Source organism: Vibrio sp. vnigr-6D03 (genome assembly GCF_002835515.1).
In the GTDB taxonomy this organism is placed as follows: domain Bacteria; phylum Pseudomonadota; class Gammaproteobacteria; order Enterobacterales; family Vibrionaceae; genus Vibrio; species Vibrio penaeicida.
Map to the genome: position 1 here is coordinate 96,397 of NZ_PIZL01000001.1, position 17,623 is coordinate 114,019.

The 17,623-nt window shown below is 43.3% G+C and carries 17 protein-coding genes and 1 pseudogene; 6 read left to right on the forward strand and 12 right to left on the reverse strand.

The window, feature by feature from the left end; genetic code table 11:
* Positions 1 to 119 precede the first annotated feature (119 nt).
* Together CW749_RS00385 and CW749_RS00390 are read right to left on the reverse strand one after the other, a co-directional pair.
* Positions 120 to 695, reverse strand: a pseudogene (locus CW749_RS00385) (NAD(P)H-dependent oxidoreductase).
* 44 nt (positions 696 to 739) lie between these two features.
* Positions 740 to 1,099: a MerR family transcriptional regulator gene (locus CW749_RS00390; RefSeq protein WP_237322264.1), complete on the reverse strand. Its 360-nt coding sequence runs from the start codon at positions 1,097 to 1,099 to the stop codon at positions 740 to 742.
* 227 nt (positions 1,100 to 1,326) lie between these two features.
* On the opposite strand from CW749_RS00390, the gene CW749_RS28140 reads away from it, so the two are divergent.
* Both CW749_RS28140 and CW749_RS28350 read left to right on the forward strand, forming a co-directional pair.
* A complete protein-coding gene (locus tag CW749_RS28140) occupies positions 1,327 to 1,392 on the forward strand; it encodes a hypothetical protein (protein ID WP_237322309.1) in 66 nt (21 codons plus the stop codon).
* A complete protein-coding gene (locus CW749_RS28350; RefSeq protein WP_343232517.1) occupies positions 1,392 to 2,279 on the forward strand; it encodes an aldose 1-epimerase in 888 nt (295 codons plus the stop codon). The genes CW749_RS28140 and CW749_RS28350 overlap by 1 nt, the downstream gene beginning before the upstream one ends.
* An 82-nt stretch (positions 2,280 to 2,361) precedes the next feature.
* Here the strand turns inward: CW749_RS28350 and kduD are convergent, their stop codons facing one another.
* From kduD to CW749_RS00415, 3 genes are all read right to left on the reverse strand, one after another.
* Positions 2,362 to 3,123: a 2-dehydro-3-deoxy-D-gluconate 5-dehydrogenase KduD gene (kduD, locus tag CW749_RS00405; protein WP_101109904.1), complete on the reverse strand. Its 762-nt coding sequence runs from the start codon at positions 3,121 to 3,123 to the stop codon at positions 2,362 to 2,364.
* 199 nt (positions 3,124 to 3,322) lie between these two features.
* Complete coding sequence (gene galT, locus CW749_RS00410; RefSeq protein WP_101110573.1) at positions 3,323 to 4,372, reverse strand: galactose-1-phosphate uridylyltransferase; 1,050 nt, start codon at positions 4,370 to 4,372, stop codon at positions 3,323 to 3,325.
* A 12-nt stretch (positions 4,373 to 4,384) separates the two neighbouring features.
* A complete protein-coding gene (locus tag CW749_RS00415) occupies positions 4,385 to 6,049 on the reverse strand; it encodes a SulP family inorganic anion transporter (protein ID WP_101109905.1) in 1,665 nt (554 codons plus the stop codon).
* Positions 6,050 to 6,358: 309 nt separating this feature from the next.
* Here CW749_RS00415 and kduI point away from each other — a divergent pair, with 309 nt between their 5' ends.
* Positions 6,359 to 7,195, forward strand: a complete 837-nt coding sequence (kduI, locus tag CW749_RS00420; protein ID WP_101109906.1) for a 5-dehydro-4-deoxy-D-glucuronate isomerase — start codon at positions 6,359 to 6,361, stop codon at positions 7,193 to 7,195.
* Positions 7,196 to 7,354: 159 nt separating this feature from the next.
* Here kduI and CW749_RS00425 read toward each other — a convergent pair whose 3' ends face one another.
* Both CW749_RS00425 and CW749_RS00430 read right to left on the reverse strand, forming a co-directional pair.
* On the reverse strand, positions 7,355 to 7,984 hold the full coding sequence (locus CW749_RS00425; RefSeq protein ID WP_101109907.1) for a LysE family translocator: 630 nt from the start codon (positions 7,982 to 7,984) through the stop codon (positions 7,355 to 7,357).
* A 120-nt stretch (positions 7,985 to 8,104) separates the two neighbouring features.
* Positions 8,105 to 8,920: a TauD/TfdA family dioxygenase gene (locus tag CW749_RS00430; RefSeq protein WP_101109908.1), complete on the reverse strand. Its 816-nt coding sequence runs from the start codon at positions 8,918 to 8,920 to the stop codon at positions 8,105 to 8,107.
* 189 nt (positions 8,921 to 9,109) lie between these two features.
* Here CW749_RS00430 and CW749_RS00435 point away from each other — a divergent pair, with 189 nt between their 5' ends.
* Complete coding sequence (locus tag CW749_RS00435; RefSeq protein ID WP_101109909.1) at positions 9,110 to 9,712, forward strand: class I SAM-dependent methyltransferase; 603 nt, start codon at positions 9,110 to 9,112, stop codon at positions 9,710 to 9,712.
* A gap of 41 nt (positions 9,713 to 9,753) precedes the next feature.
* Here the strand turns inward: CW749_RS00435 and CW749_RS00440 are convergent, their stop codons facing one another.
* From CW749_RS00440 to CW749_RS00460, 5 genes are all read right to left on the reverse strand, one after another.
* Positions 9,754 to 10,644 (reverse strand): diguanylate cyclase, encoded by an 891-nt coding sequence (locus CW749_RS00440; RefSeq protein ID WP_101109910.1) that lies wholly within the window; start codon positions 10,642 to 10,644, stop codon positions 9,754 to 9,756.
* Positions 10,645 to 10,829: 185 nt separating this feature from the next.
* Positions 10,830 to 12,056: a glycine betaine/L-proline ABC transporter ATP-binding protein gene (locus CW749_RS00445; protein WP_101109911.1), complete on the reverse strand. Its 1,227-nt coding sequence runs from the start codon at positions 12,054 to 12,056 to the stop codon at positions 10,830 to 10,832.
* Entirely contained in the window at positions 12,049 to 12,948 is a 900-nt protein-coding gene (locus tag CW749_RS00450) for a proline/glycine betaine ABC transporter permease (RefSeq protein WP_101109912.1), read from the reverse strand. The genes CW749_RS00445 and CW749_RS00450 overlap by 8 nt, the downstream gene beginning before the upstream one ends.
* A gap of 191 nt (positions 12,949 to 13,139) precedes the next feature.
* Positions 13,140 to 14,132, reverse strand: a complete 993-nt coding sequence (locus CW749_RS00455; RefSeq protein WP_101109913.1) for an ABC transporter substrate-binding protein — start codon at positions 14,130 to 14,132, stop codon at positions 13,140 to 13,142.
* 303 nt (positions 14,133 to 14,435) lie between these two features.
* Positions 14,436 to 15,638 (reverse strand): MFS transporter, encoded by a 1,203-nt coding sequence (locus CW749_RS00460; protein ID WP_101109914.1) that lies wholly within the window; start codon positions 15,636 to 15,638, stop codon positions 14,436 to 14,438.
* Between the two features lie 110 nt (positions 15,639 to 15,748).
* Between CW749_RS00460 and CW749_RS00465 the strand changes: the two genes are divergently transcribed.
* Both CW749_RS00465 and CW749_RS00470 read left to right on the forward strand, forming a co-directional pair.
* On the forward strand, positions 15,749 to 16,702 hold the full coding sequence (locus CW749_RS00465) for an endonuclease/exonuclease/phosphatase family protein (protein ID WP_101109915.1): 954 nt from the start codon (positions 15,749 to 15,751) through the stop codon (positions 16,700 to 16,702).
* Between the two features lie 88 nt (positions 16,703 to 16,790).
* Positions 16,791 to 17,294 (forward strand): GNAT family N-acetyltransferase, encoded by a 504-nt coding sequence (locus CW749_RS00470; RefSeq protein ID WP_101109916.1) that lies wholly within the window; start codon positions 16,791 to 16,793, stop codon positions 17,292 to 17,294.
* The last annotated feature ends 329 nt before the right edge of the window (positions 17,295 to 17,623 follow it).

Here is a 17,623-nt window from a genome sequence, read left to right on the forward strand (position 1 = left end):
CGGAATATTATTAAGAACTCGATTTTGAAAAAGCTTAAAAAATGCGACACAGTGATATCGTTTGATAGCTAGTTAGGCGTGTACTGCACACCTTATTTCATCGAAACTTGAACAATAGGTTACTTTAATCGACTTGCTAGCTTTGACGTTTTTTCTAGCCAAGATTGCCTTGTTTCAGAATTAGAACCGATAACGGGTCCAAAATAGGTTACAGAGCGATTTTTAATTCCTGAAAAATCTAAAATTGCCTTTTTTACATGTTTATAAATCAAATTGCCTTTAACGTACTTATACCAAAATGGCGGCGTGTCTAATGTAACTACTAGCTCCGAGCTACGACCCGATAAGAGCTTTTCAGGGAAAGACTTACCTTTTACATATCGAAATGCAAAATTAGGTAGAAACACTCTGTCTATGACCCCCTTAAACTTTGCAGGTAAAGATCCCCATCAGACAGGTGTAACAATAACAATATGATCTGACCAAAGAACGAGCTCTTGAAACTGCTGCAAATCGGGTTCTAAGCAAGGCGTTTGGTCATACCCATATTCCACGTTCATATCAAAGTTCATCTTACTGACGTGAACTTGTTTAACCTCATGCTCTAGTGCAGCGGTTTCCGCATAGTTTTCGGCTATAGAAGCACAGAAACTCTCTATTTTTGGGTTTGCATTTATGACCAGTACTTTTTTCATTATATAAATTCCTTACGTTAAGAAAGTACAGTCTAAAGTCTTCCCTATAGGTGAGAGTCAACCCCCTCAATACAAATAGTGATAGATTCACGATATTGCACAAGTCGATCTCTTTGCTCTTCAAGCAGTTGGATTTGAAGCTCAATGTCTTTCTGTTTATCAATCAAGAAATCTCTGACGGTTTGCCAATCAAAACTGTCTTTGTCATCTTTCAGGTCGACAATTTCTGATAGCTTGATGCCCAGAGTCTGCGCCTCTTTGATCATTTTTATAAGATTGACGTTAGTTTCAGTATAAACGCGGTACTTTCCTGAACGAGAAACCTTCAGTAAACCTAACGATTCATAAAGCCTGATCGCTCTCTGAGTGGCTCCTGATAACTCAGATGCTTCTTTTATATACAATTCAAACCTCAGCTTTTCGTTGCTCGTTCTAAGTTACTGACTAAAATAACAAAACTATTCCATATTGGTACAGATGTTTAGAAACATAGCAGCGGTGAGATCGCAGTAAGAGAGCCTTTTTTATTTGTCGTAAGCGATACCAATGGTCGAAATGACAAAATCTAAATATCCAGATAAGCAACAAAACACGCACCCATCCGGAATCTGTCGCACATTTGGTCGCTTCTTTGTGTTCCGACTGTGCGAGTATGATGACTGGGCAAAATATTGGCATAGACGGTGGATGGTCTTAATGGAGTACTTGGAAAACGAATGTCTGAAATTAGGTTTTTTAGGAAATAAAGGTGCCGCGATTGCGCAGGCGCTTGCAAAAGTGAACGACAAGTGGGTTCCCTTTCTTTATTCCAATCAATCACAAAGTGGAAAAATCAACCCCACAGGAATGTATGTACTCGCACCATTCTCCAATCGAATTTCGACAGGCGGTTTTAGCCACAATGGTGTTCGCCATAGCGTAAAAAGAAACGTTGATGCCGAGGCGTTCCCGATTCATGGTAACGCGTGGCAATCCCAATGGACGATAAAAGAAAAATCGGATTCGCACATTACGTATCAGTTACTTGACGCACTGTGCCCACCATTTAGATATAACGCAGAACTTGAATATACATTGGAAGGCAATACGCTTCATTGCGAACTGACGGTGACCAATACCAGTGACATTACGTTGCCCTTCGGATTGGGTTTTCACCCTTGGTTTTACCGCCATAAAGACACACAAGTTCAATTCGACTCGCAAGACGTGTGGCTAGAGGATCATCAGCACTTGCCCACTACACTTCTTTGTGTATTTGATAATCCTAGTTGGAGCTTTGCTTCCCCAAGGTGCTTACCCAATGATTGGATAAATAACGCCTACTTCAAATGGGCGAGGACGGCGTCAATTACCCAGCCTAAAGACAACCTCACTATTCACGTTAAAGGAACAGAATTACTGTCTTACTTGATTCTCTATTCTCCAGACAGTGCAGCTGAGTTTTTCTGTTTAGAACCGGTAAGCCACCCCGTTGATGCGTTCAATCTTCCCCAGAAACCGGGACTAGTCAACCTTGCTAAAGGGGAAAGAATGAACGCCGTGATGAACATTAAATGCGTAGCGGATGAAAGCCAGAACACTTAGATTTTTTAGCCCATGCGTTCTTTTGAGCATGAGCTCGGCTAGAAAGCGCTTTTAAAAATAAGAGCTCTGGCTACTTTCTTAGTTATCGCGCTAACCAGCCACCATCCACAGCAATCGTGTACCCGTTTACATAGTCAGATGCTGGCGATGCGAGAAAGACAGCAGGTCCTGCCAAGTCTTTTGGTAGACCCCAACGCTGGGCTGGAATTCTGTCTAGTATTTCTTGGTTTCTTTCCTGATCCGCACGCAATGCCGCCGTATTGTTGGTTGCCATATAGCCCGGTGCAATCGCGTTAACATTGATGCCTTGTGATGCCCATTCATTCGCTAGAAGCTTGGTCACCCCCATTACCGCACTTTTCGAAGCCGTGTAAGATGGCACGCGAATACCGCCTTGGAAAGAAAGCATAGACGCGATATTGATGATTTTGCCCCCCTCTCCCTGAGCAATGAATTGCTTGGCAACCGCCTGAGACATAAAGAAAACACTCTTGATGTTGAGGTTCATTACGTCATCCCAGTCTTTCTCTGAGAACTCAAGCGCATCTGCACGACGAATGATGCCCGCATTGTTCACCAGAACATCAATACGACCTGCCATACTGATGGCTTTATCGACCACCTGAGCAATCACGTCGCTGTTGCTAAGATCGGCAATGATTGAATAAAAGTTCTGACCTGTCGCTTCAACAAGCGCAGGCGTGTCTTCTGGATCGGAGTAATTAACGCCAACTATATCGCAGCCTGCTTGAGCCAGTGCAACTGCCATACCTTGTCCTAAACCTGTATTACAGCCAGTGACTAGGGCAACTTTTCCTTTCAGGTTAAAGGTATCTAACACCATGTTCTTCTTCCTATTTTTATAGTTATCCGATTCTCATACATTCATAAAAACAAATGAATTTGGAAGAATTCATATTGAAACATCGTTTCATTCGAGTTTTTAAGCAAAAAAATATAAATAACGGATATGTGATTAAATTTTTAATGTTTCTCTATCAAATAAATTAGAGTTCTTAGGTTCCACGCCAAGTAGTCTCTACTCAAGCTAAGTAATGTGTTGCGCTCACCGCTCTAAGTTTTTCCGCCGCTTGTTCTGGCGTTAAATCGCGTTGGCTTTCGCCCATCATTTCGTACCCAACCATGAATTTTCTTACCGATGCACTTCGCAGTAACGGGGGATAAAACAGCGCATGAACTTGCCAGTGCTCAGGGTTTTCAGATTGTTCAGGTGCGCCGTGCCACCCCATCGAATAGGGAAACGAACACTGGAACAAGTTGTCGTATCGGCTAGTCAGCGCTTTTATCGCTATCGCCAAATCTTCTTTTTGTTCTTGAGAAATAGCCGTAAGACGGTGAGTTATGGTCTTTGGCAGTAGCATAGTTTCAAATGGCCACGCAGCCCAATAAGGGACTAGCCCCACCCAGTGTTCGGTTTCAACGACAATGCGTTCCTTTGAAATCAGTTCGCGCTGAACATAATCGTGAAGCATCACGGATCCATATTGAGTGAAATACTCGCGCTGTGACTTATCCTTTTTCGCTACATGAGTTGGAATGAAACTGTTCGCCCAAACTTGACCATGCGGATGCGGCTGAGAGCACCCCATCGTGGCACCTTTGTTCTCAAAAACTTGTACCCAAGCGTAGGTTTTGCCTAGCTCTTCAAGTTGTTCGTTCCACGTATCAATGATTTTCTCAATCGCTGTTACTGGAAGCTCTGGCAGCGTTTTACTGTGGTCTGGCGAGAAACAAATGACTCGGCTCTCTCCCGTTGCGCTTTGCAATTTAAATAGCGGATCGCTTGTCGTATCGGCGAAAGGGACGGCTTGTGTTAACGCCGCGAAATCGTTCTGAAATACAAACGTTCCTGTGTAATCTGGGTTCTTGTCACCACTTATGCGAACGTTGGTTGGGCAAAGAAAGCACTCTGCCTCATAACTCGGCAACGCTTCCTTAGTTTGTTCCTCTTGCTGGCCTTGCCATGGGCGCTTAGCGCGATGAGGAGAAACCAACACCCACTCTTGCGTTAACGGGTTAAAACGTCGGTGCGGATGCTCGGTAGCATCAAATTCGGAGAACATATCGCTCATTACTGCTTCCATTTAAATGTGAACCTGCTTCTTTCGATGAGACGGGTCAATAATTGATGAGAATTCAGAGGTTAATCGAGTCAAACTTGGATAAAACTGCCGTTCGTTGAACACCTTATCCCCTTTAAGGAGGTGCTCACGCGGTGCATTTTTGAAACGACAAAAGAAGACTTGTTTCCCCGATGATTGGGAAAATTCCGCGAGCATCCTAACGCCTAGGTGATCAATAAAATTGATTCCTCGCCCTAAAATGATGACGTTAGGTGCGGTAATACTTTGCAATTCGCTATGAAGGTGCTGAACGCTACCAAAGAATATGGACCCATTAATACGAACAACTTGCACCAAACCAGACATGTCTCTGTCCATGGCAAGATCGTCGTTATCCAAATAGTCGACAACGGGGCGCGATGTTCGGCGTAGATAGAAGAACAACGATGCTCCAACACCTACGTAAATGGATAATTCCAAATGCATTGTCATCGCAGCAATACAAGTAAGCAGCAGAACAATCGCTTCTTTTTTGTCGTGACGGATGATGTCGGCTATGTGGGGAACATCAATGAGGTTGAATGCTACAACCAATAGAATGCCTGCCATACCTGCAATAGGAATATTAGCGGCGTATTGAGCAAAAAAGACCATAATGACTGCTAGGAAGAGACCAGCAAATACGGCGGCAAGTGGTGTTTTGGCTCCGCTACTGAAGTTAACCCCACTTCTAGTAAACGAACCCGACGACACGTAACAGGAGAAAAATGATCCTGCAATATTAGATAACCCTTGCCCGATGAATTCTTGGTTGCTGTCTATACGTTGTTTGGATTTCAGTGCGACCGAACGAGCAATGGATATGGCTTCTACCAACCCCAGCAAGGCAACTGCCACAATGCCGCTCAGCATAGATTCGAAGGGTACATTACTTAAATTTGGGACAGAAAATACTGGTAGCCCAGATGACACCTCACTCACCAGCTGAATTTCGAACCCCGCATTGTTCATGCTATACGCCAGCCCCATGGAGACGAGTATTGCGATAAGCATATGCGGGAGCTTGGACCACAGCTCCTTCAAAACCATGCACGTTAAAATGGTAACAATACCAATGAGCAAAGACGCTAAATGAAAATCAGGAGCGTGCTGAATGCCAAGCGTGAGATTTTCAATCGCAGTAGTGCCAGACGTGTAATTCAGCCCAAGTAGATGCTTGATTTGGCTGGCGCTGATGACCACAGCCGCACCGGCGGTAAAGCCTAGTACAACCGAATGTGAGACAAAATTGACCACCGCCCCAAAACGAAGTAACCCAAACGCCAGCTGAAGAATGCCAGCACACAGCGTGAGCGTGATAGCCAACTGGATATATAGCGCACTACCAGGTGCAGCAAACTGACTAATGGTGGTGAATACAATGACAGAAAGCGCCGCCGTCGGACCTGAGATAAGGTGATGAGAAGATCCAAACAGCGCAGCAATGATGGCAGGGATAATCGCGGTATAAAGGCCATATTCTGGAGGAAGCCCTGCAATCATGGCATAAGCGACACCTTGTGGGAGTACGATGATGGCTCCCGTTAAGCCAGCCCAAAAATCCGCTTTAAGTGAAGTGAGTGTAACGCCCTCTCCCCATTTTAAGAACGGGCAGCACTTTTGAATTAACCAAGCCAAACTGTTCATTTTCGCTCTCGCTACTTCATTTTCATTCTGGCAGAACTTGCCCAAAAAGATTCATACAATGCCTTTTTTCTTTGTGGGGATTTTCCATTCAGAGCTTAGGCTGCTTTTCGCTCATTATACGAAGAAAAACCATACCAACAACATTTTTAAAAAGCTGTTTCATTTATTTTTACCAAACAAGTTAAATTATGTGACGGCGATTATAAAATAGCGTTTCAAAAATTCATTCACAGATTAGTCAGTGATAAGGTGGCGTTCTTCTAGGGAGGTATTGCCTTCCTTTCAATCGAAACAAGAGAGAAGTAGAGAATGGAAGTACGTCAAGCTATTCACAGTGAACACGCGAAAACACTAGGAACACAGCAGTTGCGTGACGAGTTTTTAGTTGAAAACATCTTCGTGGCGGATCAATTGACGATGACCTACAGCCACATCGACAGAATTATTTTCGGCGGCGTTCAACCTGTCGGTCAAGAGGTGGTACTCGATCCGGCTTTAGGTGAGCAAATCGGTGTGGACTACTTTCTTCAGCGTAGAGAGTTGGGCTTAATCAACGTAGGTGGTGATGGCGTGATTGTTGTTGATGGTGAAAGCTACACTATTAACCACCAAGAAGCGTTGTACATTGGCCAAGGCGCAAAAGAAGTCACCTTTTCTAGCACAGATGCTGCGAACCCAGCCAAGTTTTACTACAACTGCGCACCAGCACACACGCATTACCCAAACAAAAAAGTAACGCTAGAAGAAGCGGCTCCAGTAACGCTAGGTGACGCTGCAACCAGTAACAAACGTACCATTTACAAGTACATTGTGCCGGATGTTCTGCCAACGTGTCAGCTACTCATGGGTTTAACAAAACTTGAAGAGAACAGTTTGTGGAATACGATGCCGTGCCACACTCACGACCGTCGTATGGAAGTGTACTTCTACTTCAACATGGACAAAGACGCGGCTGTTTTCCACTTTATGGGTGAACCACAAGAAACACGCCACATGCTGGTTCACAATGAGCAAGCGGTAATTTCACCGAGTTGGTCAATCCACTCTGGCGTCGGCACACAGGCTTATACATTCATTTGGGGAATGGTTGGAGAAAATCAAACGTTCACCGATATGGACCACATCGCTGTAGAAGATATTAGATAAGCATTTTTCCTGTTGCTGCCCTTTTTCGTCCCCTCAAAAATTGGGCAGCCTTAGCTGTAAGTTGTAACGTGTTATATCTTGCCTTTGCCGATGAATTCATCGGCATTTTTTATTTTAATTCACTCTATTTTCTCAGGCTAACCCTATGCTTAAGTCATATCAAAGAAGCTGACCAAGCATCCATATGCCAAGCAAGACAAAAACACCGCCCATGACTTTATGTTGATAGAGTCTGAATTTCCTACTAGCAACTAAAGACTTTCCGAGCGTACCAGCCAACCCGACCAGAACAAGGTTAAAAGAGAGCCCAAGTACATTAAGAAGAAATCCGAGTGCCATCATTTGCTCACCAGAACTGGCTTCTATTTTTCCCGATACAAACTGAGGCAAAAACAGTACAAAAAACATCAAAGCTTTCGGGTTTAACAAGTTACTGAGGAGAGCGCGTTGGTAAAAGGTAGTCGCCATTTTACTACGACCACCCAACTCTGGTGTCTCGGACACATTCGACTTTACGCAGTCCCAACCCATCTTAAGCAGATAAATTCCGCCAATTAGGTTAAGCGCCGATAGTGCCAACGGGTTCATCGCAATAAGAGCCGATACCCCCATTGCCGCTAAAAGCGTTAGAATCAAGCCAGAAGTCGCATTTCCTAAACTGGCAAAAAGCCCAACTTTTCGTCCATAGCTCATACTTGAGGTCGCTATCAGCAACATGTCAGGACCAGGGATCAAAAGTAAGGCGAGAACCGCTGTTAAATACACCGGAAGTATGGATAAATCAATCATGAATCAGCTAGCAATTGATAAGGGAGCCAAATGTTATATTAAACCCAGTTCAATTATCCATACTTTAGGTTGTCAATTGTATTTATATTGGTTTATTTGATTGCAAAGCACTCAATGAGGTTAAGTCACCGTCACTCGGTGTAGCTTTCTCGGCGTATCACCATAATCAATCACAGCATAATGCTGAGTAATTCGGTTGTCCCAAATCGCCATTGCGTTATTGCTCCATTTAAATCGCACCTGAAACTCAGGTTGTCTTGCGACTAAAAACAATTCATTTAGGAGCGTTTGGCTTTCACTGCGGTCGAGTTCATTTATAGAGCGCGTAAACTGCTCATTAATATAGAGAGTCTCTTTACCCGTTTCAGGGTGGGTTGCGACAACTGGGTGAGTGACAGGTGGATTCTCTTCAGAGGTTTTCACCACATCTTTATGCCAATCCAACTCAACAAGATCAGGATCAATATCTTCAAAAGCTACCAAGGAATGCGTCGCTGTCAGCGATTTCAACTTTTGCCTTAGATCCAAGCTCAATGATTCATATACAGCACTCATGGAACACCAAATGGTATCACCACCGCATTGTGGAAGGTGCTGGGCATGCAGCAAAGAGCACTTAGATGGACGTTTTCTCCAGGTAAGGTCGGTATGCCAAAGGCTCTCGAAAGGTGCATTGCCTTTTGTTGTTTCTATCACGCTCACTTGGGGGTGGCTTGCAACGTTTGGAAAAAATGGATGAACAGGCTCTAGCTCTCCAAAGCGTGCTGCCAAATTTAAATGCTGCTCTGGTGATAACGTTTGGTTTTCTAGAAAGACAACTTGATGCTGCAAGAATGCTTGATATAAAGCTTCAAATTCAGCATCACTGCATTGAGACAGTGTTAAACCATGAATTCTCGCGCCAATGTGTGGTGTAAGAGGTTCTATTTCAATCATTTGAAGATTCGTTTCCTTAAATTTCCTTGTTGCCGTACAGGTTAAAAACAGCTATACCCTAAGAATATCGGAGTGCTAGGATACCCCTAACCTACACTAACTCCGTTGGCTCGCGTAGATAGGCTGAGCACTGCCACCCTGTTTGCAACGGGGGTAAACAATTCACTTACAATACTAGACCGGACAAACGTGAATTTTCTTGAACGCTTAAATGTTTATTTTTATCACTCTGATCGTGAAAAGCAATGGCATCATGATCCTGCAAGGATTTTGGGATGGAGTAGCGAACAGTCGCAATTTACGCGGTTTACCGTGTTTGAACGCGAATTAGACTTTCAAAACAAGTCTGTTCTGGACTTGGGATGTGGTTATGGTGACCTTGCCCACTTTCTAAACGTAAAACAACGCTTGAAGCACTATACCGGCGTCGACTTTCACAAGAGTTTTATTAAACAAGCTAAACTAGAAGCAAGTAACACTATGCACTTCCAGCATGGTAATTTTGCCCAAATGAAGCTGCCAAAGCACGATATATCGATTGCTTCAGGTTCGCTCAACTACCAAAGCAGCGACAAAAATTATCTTCAAAAAGCCATACATGCGGGATACAGTTCGAGCAACGAAGCGTTTGGATTCAACCTGTTAAATAGCGAGTACTTTCGAGAAGATCGACTACTCAAAGCACACAATATGAACGATGTTATTTCAATGTGTCGCCAATTGACCGATGAGGTACAAGTGATTGACGATTACATGGAAGAAGATTTCACCATTATTCTAAGAAAATCATAAAATATATCTAAGCGGCGTAAAAATACCGGATTTAGAGCATCTTAAAATCCGTTAGGTATGCAGCGAACACAGTCCCCATAAATGATTTTACCTTTGCCTTGTTTTTTTGCTTGGTAAAGCAAAACGTCGGCGCGCGCTAGTGCGTCTCTTGGGGAATTATCTTTAGCGTCAAAACAAACGCATCCACCTGAAAAGCTGATTGGATTTGGGAGGTTTAGCGTTTCTTTCTGCAACTTTTCAAACGCTTTGTAAAGTCTTTGCATCACGCCTTCTACACTTGTGACACCAGTTGCTTTAAGCACAAGGCAAAATTCATCCCCACCATGGCGAAAAGCGATGTCTTTTGAACGCAATGTTTCGTCTATCGCTTTGGCTAAAAGCCACAAAAGCTTATCACCCGTTTGGTGCCCAAAATTATCGTTAATTTCTTTAAATCCATCTAAATCAAACAAAACAATACAAGAGGACTTCTTCGACTGTACAAAGCGATCAAACAAGCTTTGGCTCATTTCATCCAACATCCTCCGATTATGCAGCCCCGTTAAGGAATCTACATACGCGATTTGATCTAACTCCAAAAGTTTACTGACATCGGAAAACACCCAAATTCTTCCTTGCCCCATATTGTCATCTTCATAGGGTTGGCTGCGACGCATAAACGTTTTGCCATTTTTGAACTTTAGGAAGTCCTGCGAATCTTCAAGTGAGTCGTAAAGCCGGTTAACTTCAGAAATAAATGCATTGGGATCTTCAAGTTGACCAATGACAAAATCCAGCATTTTATCGTCATCTTTAGTTTGGATGATTTGGTCCGGAATACCCCACATTTGTGCAAATCGGGCATTCGAATAAATGACAGCTCGCGTACTGTCAGTGATCAAGACACCATCAGGAAGGGTGTTTAAGGCTGTTTTGTAAATATTTGAATACATCCTCGCCCTCGTCTATATAAGCTTTCCATAATAAACTTATCAATACAAATATAGACCGGGATTTGGAATAATTACGTTCGTCGAAGAATTTTTTTTGCATTTTTGAGAAGCGAAAAAAAGCCGACACACGTGCGTCGGCTCTATCTAAAAACATTGATACATCATAAATGTATCGAAACGAACAATTAGAGGTTCGCGGCTAACTTGCGCTCTTGAATCACATTTTCTTCAGATGCCTCTGAAAAAATATCGGCCACAGCGCTTCGCTCTAATTCTCCCTTAAGATTACCTTCATCATCGACAACTGGCAGTGAGTAGTCACAACACATTGTTTCAGGAAGCACTTCTTCAATAATGGCATCTGGAGATATAGAAGGCACAGATTCGTAAATCTCTTCGCAAATGTCGGTTCTATCCGTCATAGCGGCAGCGTCTTTTAACCCTTCTTGGGTTAGCAAACCTTGATAACCTTCATCCGTTACGTGATAAGCATAATCATTCTTAAGCTGCTTCATTTGGATGAGTGCTTCTTCAATCGTTTTGGCAGAAACACGATAAGCCGGCGGCTGCATCACAGTTTCTACGGTTAACGCACGAGCACGGTTAACGTCTTTTACAAAGGCTTCAACGTATTCATCTGCTGGTTGCAGAAGAATTTCCTCTGGTGCACCTTCTTGTACCAGCACGCCATCTTTTAGAATCGCGATACGATCGCCAAGGCGAAGTGCTTCATCCAAGTCATGCGTTATGAAGATGATGGTTTTATGCAGCTTTTCTTGCAATTCAATCAGCTGATCTTGCATTTCACTACGAATCAACGGATCAAGCGCAGAGAAAGCTTCATCCATCAGCAAGATTTCCGCATCCGTGCACAATGCACGAGCCAAGCCAACACGTTGCTGCTGACCACCTGAAAGCTGGGCAGGATACTGCTTTTCGTACCCTTTTAGGCCAACGGTTTCTAGCCATTCAGTGGCTTTAGCAATACGTTGTGCTTTATCAGCTTTCTGTACTTCCAAACCGTAAGCGACGTTATCAACAACGGTTCTGTGAGGCAGTAAACCAAATCGCTGGAAAACCATCGACATTTTATGCCTACGGAAGTCTTCTAATTCTTTGGTATCTAAGCTCATCACGTCGATGCCTTCTACCATGATCTTCCCTTGAGTAGGGTCAATCAATCGGTTGAAGTGACGAATAAGTGTGGATTTACCCGACCCAGATAACCCCATTATGACGAATATCTCGCCTTTGTTGATCTTAAGGTTGATGTCTCTTAAACCAACGGTGTGACCGGTTTCCGCTAAGATGTCATCTTTTGAATCACCATTTTCAACTCGCTTAACCACAGACATTGGGTTAGAGCCAAAAACTTTCGACAAATCGCTGATTTCGATGAGTGGCTTAGTCATGCTTAAGCCCTCCTAGGTGTGCTTGCGTACGTTTTGCATAAGCTTGTGAAGATCGGTCAAACAAAATGGCTAAAGCAACAATGGCAAAGCCATTCAAAAGCCCTAACGTAAAGTACTGGTTGGTAATCGATTTAAGAACAGGTTGCCCCAACCCTTTAACACCAATCATAGAAGCGATAACGACCATTGAAAGTGCCATCATGATCGTTTGGTTAATACCGGCCATAATCGTTGGCATTGCCAGCGGAAGCTGAACTCCCCATAAACGCTGAGAGCGGTTCGCACCGAAGGCTGTAGCCGCTTCCAACACTTCGCTATCTACAAGACGGATACCGAGATTGGTTAGCCTAATAACGGGTGGTATCGCGTAAATAATTACAGCGATAAGCCCTGGGATTTTACCGATACCCAAAAGCATAACGACAGGAATGAGATAAACGAATGCAGGCATTGTCTGCATAACATCAAGAAGTGGTGTGACGACCGATTGCACCTTATTAGAGCGTGCCATGGCGATACCTATCGGTATACCGATTATGATCGCGAGCGCCGTACAGACGGTGATAATACTGAGTGTCCGCATGGTGTTTTCCCACATGCCGAAATACCCAATAAGCAAGAGTGAAACAGCACACCCTATCGTTAGCTTCCAAGAACGACTCGCAAGATAGACCAGCCCTGTACACACTGCGAGTACAACAAACCATGGGGTCGAGATGAGGAGTTTTTCAAACCAGATTAAAAAAGAGAGAAGAGGGTCAAAAATTGCTTCAATCAAGTCACCGTATTCACGGGAAAACTCTTTGTAAGCCCCATCTAATGTTTTGCGAATCGTTCTGAGGTCAGCGCGATCCATTTCTGGGAAACTGGTTAACCAGCTACTGTCAGACATAATATTTCCTTTACCATACGGGGCAGCTAGACGCTCCTAGACTGCCCCGATGTACATCTTGTACGGCCCGCATTGTCAAACAGGCCTATATTGCTTAAGCAAAATCAGATTATCTGCTGAAACCAACATTGCCTTATTAGAGGCTGTCGACGTCATAGGCTAATCCAAATAACACTTATAGAAAGATTTGCTTAAAGCGCTTTTTCAACTTTAGCGACAACTTCTTTAGATACCCAGCTATGCCATATTTGCGGGTACTCTTCTAAGAAGTGCGTCATAGCTTCTTCACTGTCAGCTTGGTTATCTTCCATCCAAGCCAGTAAACTGTTCATATCTGCATTTGTGAAACCACGCTTAGTGAAATATTCATAAGCTGCTGGGGCACGTGAAGCAAACTCTTCCGTTGTTACTGTGTGAACAGGAGAAGGCGGATACATGGTGACTTTAGGATCTGCACACTCTTCAGACGTTGTGCAATTTACGAATTCATCCTTATCGACACCGCTTCCAAAGTCTACTTTCACCATATCGTATTTGCCCAGAATAGCGGTTGGTGCCCAGTAATAACCAAACCAACCTTCTTCACGCTCATATGCTTTTGCAATCGAACCAGAAAGACCAGCACCTGAACCTGGGTCAACAATGCTGAATTTCGCTTTATCTAATCCTAAAGCGTTAAACAAGTGACCTGATGAAATTTGGCAGTTCCAACCGGCTGGACAAGTGTAAAATGCCGAGCTGTCTGGATCTTCTGGGTGTTCAAACAATTTCGCGTGCTTTTTCACACCTTCGATTGTTGCCAATTCTGGGTATTTCTTCACTAGGTAAGATGGAACCCAAAACCCTTCTTCACCACCGTCCACGAGTGCTTTACCGGCATAACGCAAACGCCCTTCTTCTACCCCTTTATCAAGAGCCGTTTTTAGGCTGTTACTCCACAGTTCTGGCGCGACATCCGGCTGACCTTTCTCTATCATGGATGTGCCTGTTGGCATTGTGTCACCAGGTACAAGTTCAGCATCACAACCGTAACCATGCTCCAGAATGAAGCGGTCGATATTGGCGATAAGACTCGCAGAGTTCCAATTCATATCGGCAATAGCGACATCCCCACACTCTTCAGCGTAAGCTGTAGATGCAGCACTTAAAGACAATAACGCTAGCGCGGTCATTTTAAATTTCATTGAGTTTCCTTCCTCTCTTAACTAGATGCGTAAAATAACAATATTTAGAGTACTAAGCAAAAAAAACGGGTTAATTCACCATTTACAATGAATCTTCGTGAAAATAACCTTAAAATATGCATAGTTTTTAAACTGAACTCAGTCCAACTGCAAAAATATTCATTAGAACTCGAAATATATTTATAAGTATAGCCAATGATTTCAGGTATATATCTGTACTTGGATTTTTGTGCTCTAAAACAAAAAAACCAGCCTTACTTAAGGCTGGTTGTCTACGTCAAAATCCAGTAATCAACAAAGAACTCAAGAAAAGCTTTGCCCCCAGCGTACTTCATTACCCTCTTCCGGAGCGGCTGGTACATTGAAAGAAAGAATACCAGAAATCAATGCCATACCGGCACCCACTAAGAAAACGCTACCAGGGGAAATCAACCACAAAAAGCCGAATGTTACCGGAATCACAACGGCAGCAATATGATTGATTGTGAACGCTACACCCGCCGTCGAAGCCATATCTGCGGGATCGGCAATTTTTTGAAAATAAGTCTTAATGGCTAAAGCAAACGCGAAGAACAAATGATCAACAACGTAAAGCGCTGCCGCCCACTCCGCTGAATCAACAAAAGCGTACCCGACGAAAACACAAATTAACCCAGCATATTCAAACAACAACGCATTACGCTCGCCAAATCGACCGATTAACCGGCCAATTTTCTTTGCAAACAGCCAATTGAATAGATAGTTAACCAAAAACAACAGCGTAATGTCTGCCGCACTATAGCCAAATTTTTCGACCATAAGAAAACCGGCAAAAACTACGAATATCTGCCGGCGAGCCCCGCTCATGAAGGTTAAGGCATAATAGAGCCAGTAACGCTTTCGAAGCACCAGAGATTTATTCTGTGGGGTACGAGATTCGAATTCAGGAAATGACATTGCAATAAAGATAACAATCGCGAGGGCGGAGCCACCAGCAAGTAAATATACCCACTTAAAATCCAATTCAATCAGCTCTAGCACCACCCACAAGCCGCCATAGGCACACAGAGCAGCCAAAGAACCAATGGAAATGAGTTTGCCAAGAAACTCAGGCGCTTCGTCTTTTGTTAACCATTGAAGCGATAAGGATTGTTTTAACGTTTCAAAATAATGGAAGCCAATTGACATTAACAACGTAGTACAAAGTAAACCCGCTACCGATGGAAAAAAGCCAGTAATAGCAGTACCCACCGCTAACATGATCAAAGATAAAATAATGAAACGTTGCTCACGGAGGAACAGCAAAACAAAGACAGCGGTAAACGCAAGAAAGCCAGGAATTTCACGCACGCTTTGTAACAATCCAATATCGGAGCCATCGAAGTTTGCCTTTTCTATTACAAAATTGTTCAGCAGTGCCTGCCAGCTCGAGAAAGCAATAGGCACCACTATAGAGATGAGTATCAGAAAGTTATGAGGCGTTTTCCATGAAGTAGGTTTTCCGTTGAGCGGTTTAGAATGTTCCATATACAGCCTAGATTAGATGTGGTTAGGTTGTGCTATTCCTAATTGTTAGATTTAGTTTAACCTTAGGTTATAAGTCATGTCACTTTTAAAAATAGGTCCTTTAACTGCTCATGAATCATGCGTTCAAAGTCGCTACATTTAATTTATTCAACTTCATCGAACCGCCTAACGCGTTTTACGAATTCGATAACATTTACACCGACTCAGAGTGGAAGAAAAAGTGTATTTGGACCGCTAACCAACTTCTTTCCATCCAAGCTGACCTTGTTGGCTTTCAAGAAATTTTCAGCTCACAACCACTGGAAAAAATCTGTCACTCATCCGGTCTGATGCACTTCACGACAGTGGAACAACCTCATGTTGAAAGTGATTATGTACATTTCAAGCCAGTGACTGGGCTGGCTTCAAAGCACCCTATCTTACAGAGCAAAGGCTTAATGATAGATAAGCAAACACGACATGCCTTGGGTTTGCCCTCAACATTCAACTATTCTCGAATGCCACTTCACGCTGTGATTAAAACACCCATACTTGGAACGATCGATGTGGTTGTCGTTCATTTGAAATCTCAGCGCCCAATGGACGTAGAAAACCCCAAAAATCACTACTCACGCTATTCGGATGAGTTCATTGGTTCATTAAAATCCAGCCAACAGCGAAACGAAGAAGCCATGGCTTTGCGCCATCAGTTAAGGCAGATGAAGTCTCGCTTTGACCGTCCCGTGATTTTAATGGGCGACATGAACCAGAACCTGAGCAGCCCATCGATACAATGTTTGGTCGAGCCCCCATTAACAAAACAGACACAGATTGAACGTAAAAAACTCTACCTTTTCGATAGTTGGCAGCAAACTTCTCCAATGGTCTCCAGAAAGCCTTCACATTATTATGGTGAACAAGGAAATATTCTTGATTATATTCTGCTATCTCAGGAGTTTTCTTCTTGTTCAATCCAGCATAAAACTCTCGATAAGCATCTTGTCCAGCCAAATTATGACGAAGATTCGATGAGCAGCGATCATGGCATTGTAGTTGCTTCAATTAATAATAAAATTAACCGTTGATTTTACTTAACTTTTTTCGTTATTTTGAAAGTTCACTCATAAAACAAAACACTAAAAAATGAACTGACAAACGTAAAAGGAGAGCAGTATGGACATTATTATCCGACCAACTGAGTTAAAAGACGTAGACGCATTGTGCGAGATTTACACACAGCCGAAAGCGCACAGAGAAACCCTACAGCTCCCTTTACCTTCACCCCAAATGTGGCATAACCGAATTAGTAATATTCCGGAACACGTATACACGTATGTGGCGGAAGTTGATGGAAAAGTCGTTGGCAATATTGGCTTTGAGCACATGCAGCGACCTCGATTAAAACATGTGGGTCGACTCGGGCTAGGTATTCATGATGACTATCATGGCATGGGGGTTGGCAGCAAATTGCTTGAAACCGTTATTCATCTGGCCGACAAATGGCTGAACCTGAGACGAATAGAGTTGGATGTAAACTGCGATAACGAGGCTGCGTTGGCTTTGTATCGAAAGTTTGGTTTCAAAGTGGAGGGGGAAGCGGTCGATGGAGCGTTTCGGGACGGTGAATTTGTCAATGTTCTTCATATGGCTCGAATCAACCCAAGCCACAAAAATTAATCTGAACTGGAATCTAAACAAAAGCGGCAAATGCCGCTTTTTTCTATGTATACCCTAGGGTCTGTTGATCTTTCGCGGTTAAATTTTGTTCGAATTCTATGCCTTTTAATCGCGGCGCAAGGTGTGACGCCTAGTTATTCTAAGCAAATACCTTGTAACAAAGAGTAAAAGGCATAGAGCGGGGACGCCTAGTCGAACCCTTTGGGCAGCATTTGTGGCTTATTTCTACTGCGTTATCGCTCATTGATGTAGAGCGACTACACCTAATAAGCTCTGCCTTGTATAAATCATCCACAAATTGCTGCAAAAATCATCTCGAAAGGTCAACA

What these genes read in the sequence shown, in the direction of transcription:
- CW749_RS00465 (WP_101109915.1), top strand. Translation starts at nt 15,749, where the DNA reads ATGAATCATGCGTTCAAAGTCGCTACATTTAATTTATTCAACTTCATC.
- CW749_RS28350 (WP_343232517.1), top strand. Translation starts at nt 1,392, where the DNA reads ATGGAGTACTTGGAAAACGAATGTCTGAAATTAGGTTTTTTAGGAAAT.
- CW749_RS00450 (WP_101109912.1), bottom strand. Translation starts at nt 12,948, where the DNA reads ATGTCTGACAGTAGCTGGTTAACCAGTTTCCCAGAAATGGATCGCGCT.
- CW749_RS00470 (WP_101109916.1), top strand. Translation starts at nt 16,791, where the DNA reads ATGGACATTATTATCCGACCAACTGAGTTAAAAGACGTAGACGCATTG.
- CW749_RS00445 (WP_101109911.1), bottom strand. Translation starts at nt 12,056, where the DNA reads ATGACTAAGCCACTCATCGAAATCAGCGATTTGTCGAAAGTTTTTGGC.
- kduI (WP_101109906.1), top strand. Translation starts at nt 6,359, where the DNA reads ATGGAAGTACGTCAAGCTATTCACAGTGAACACGCGAAAACACTAGGA.
- galT (WP_101110573.1), bottom strand. Translation starts at nt 4,372, where the DNA reads ATGAGCGATATGTTCTCCGAATTTGATGCTACCGAGCATCCGCACCGA.
- CW749_RS00425 (WP_101109907.1), bottom strand. Translation starts at nt 7,984, where the DNA reads ATGATTGATTTATCCATACTTCCGGTGTATTTAACAGCGGTTCTCGCC.
- CW749_RS00455 (WP_101109913.1), bottom strand. Translation starts at nt 14,132, where the DNA reads ATGAAATTTAAAATGACCGCGCTAGCGTTATTGTCTTTAAGTGCTGCA.
- CW749_RS00460 (WP_101109914.1), bottom strand. Translation starts at nt 15,638, where the DNA reads ATGGAACATTCTAAACCGCTCAACGGAAAACCTACTTCATGGAAAACG.
- kduD (WP_101109904.1), bottom strand. Translation starts at nt 3,123, where the DNA reads ATGGTGTTAGATACCTTTAACCTGAAAGGAAAAGTTGCCCTAGTCACT.
- CW749_RS00440 (WP_101109910.1), bottom strand. Translation starts at nt 10,644, where the DNA reads ATGTATTCAAATATTTACAAAACAGCCTTAAACACCCTTCCTGATGGT.
- CW749_RS00415 (WP_101109905.1), bottom strand. Translation starts at nt 6,049, where the DNA reads ATGAACAGTTTGGCTTGGTTAATTCAAAAGTGCTGCCCGTTCTTAAAA.
- CW749_RS00430 (WP_101109908.1), bottom strand. Translation starts at nt 8,920, where the DNA reads ATGATTGAAATAGAACCTCTTACACCACACATTGGCGCGAGAATTCAT.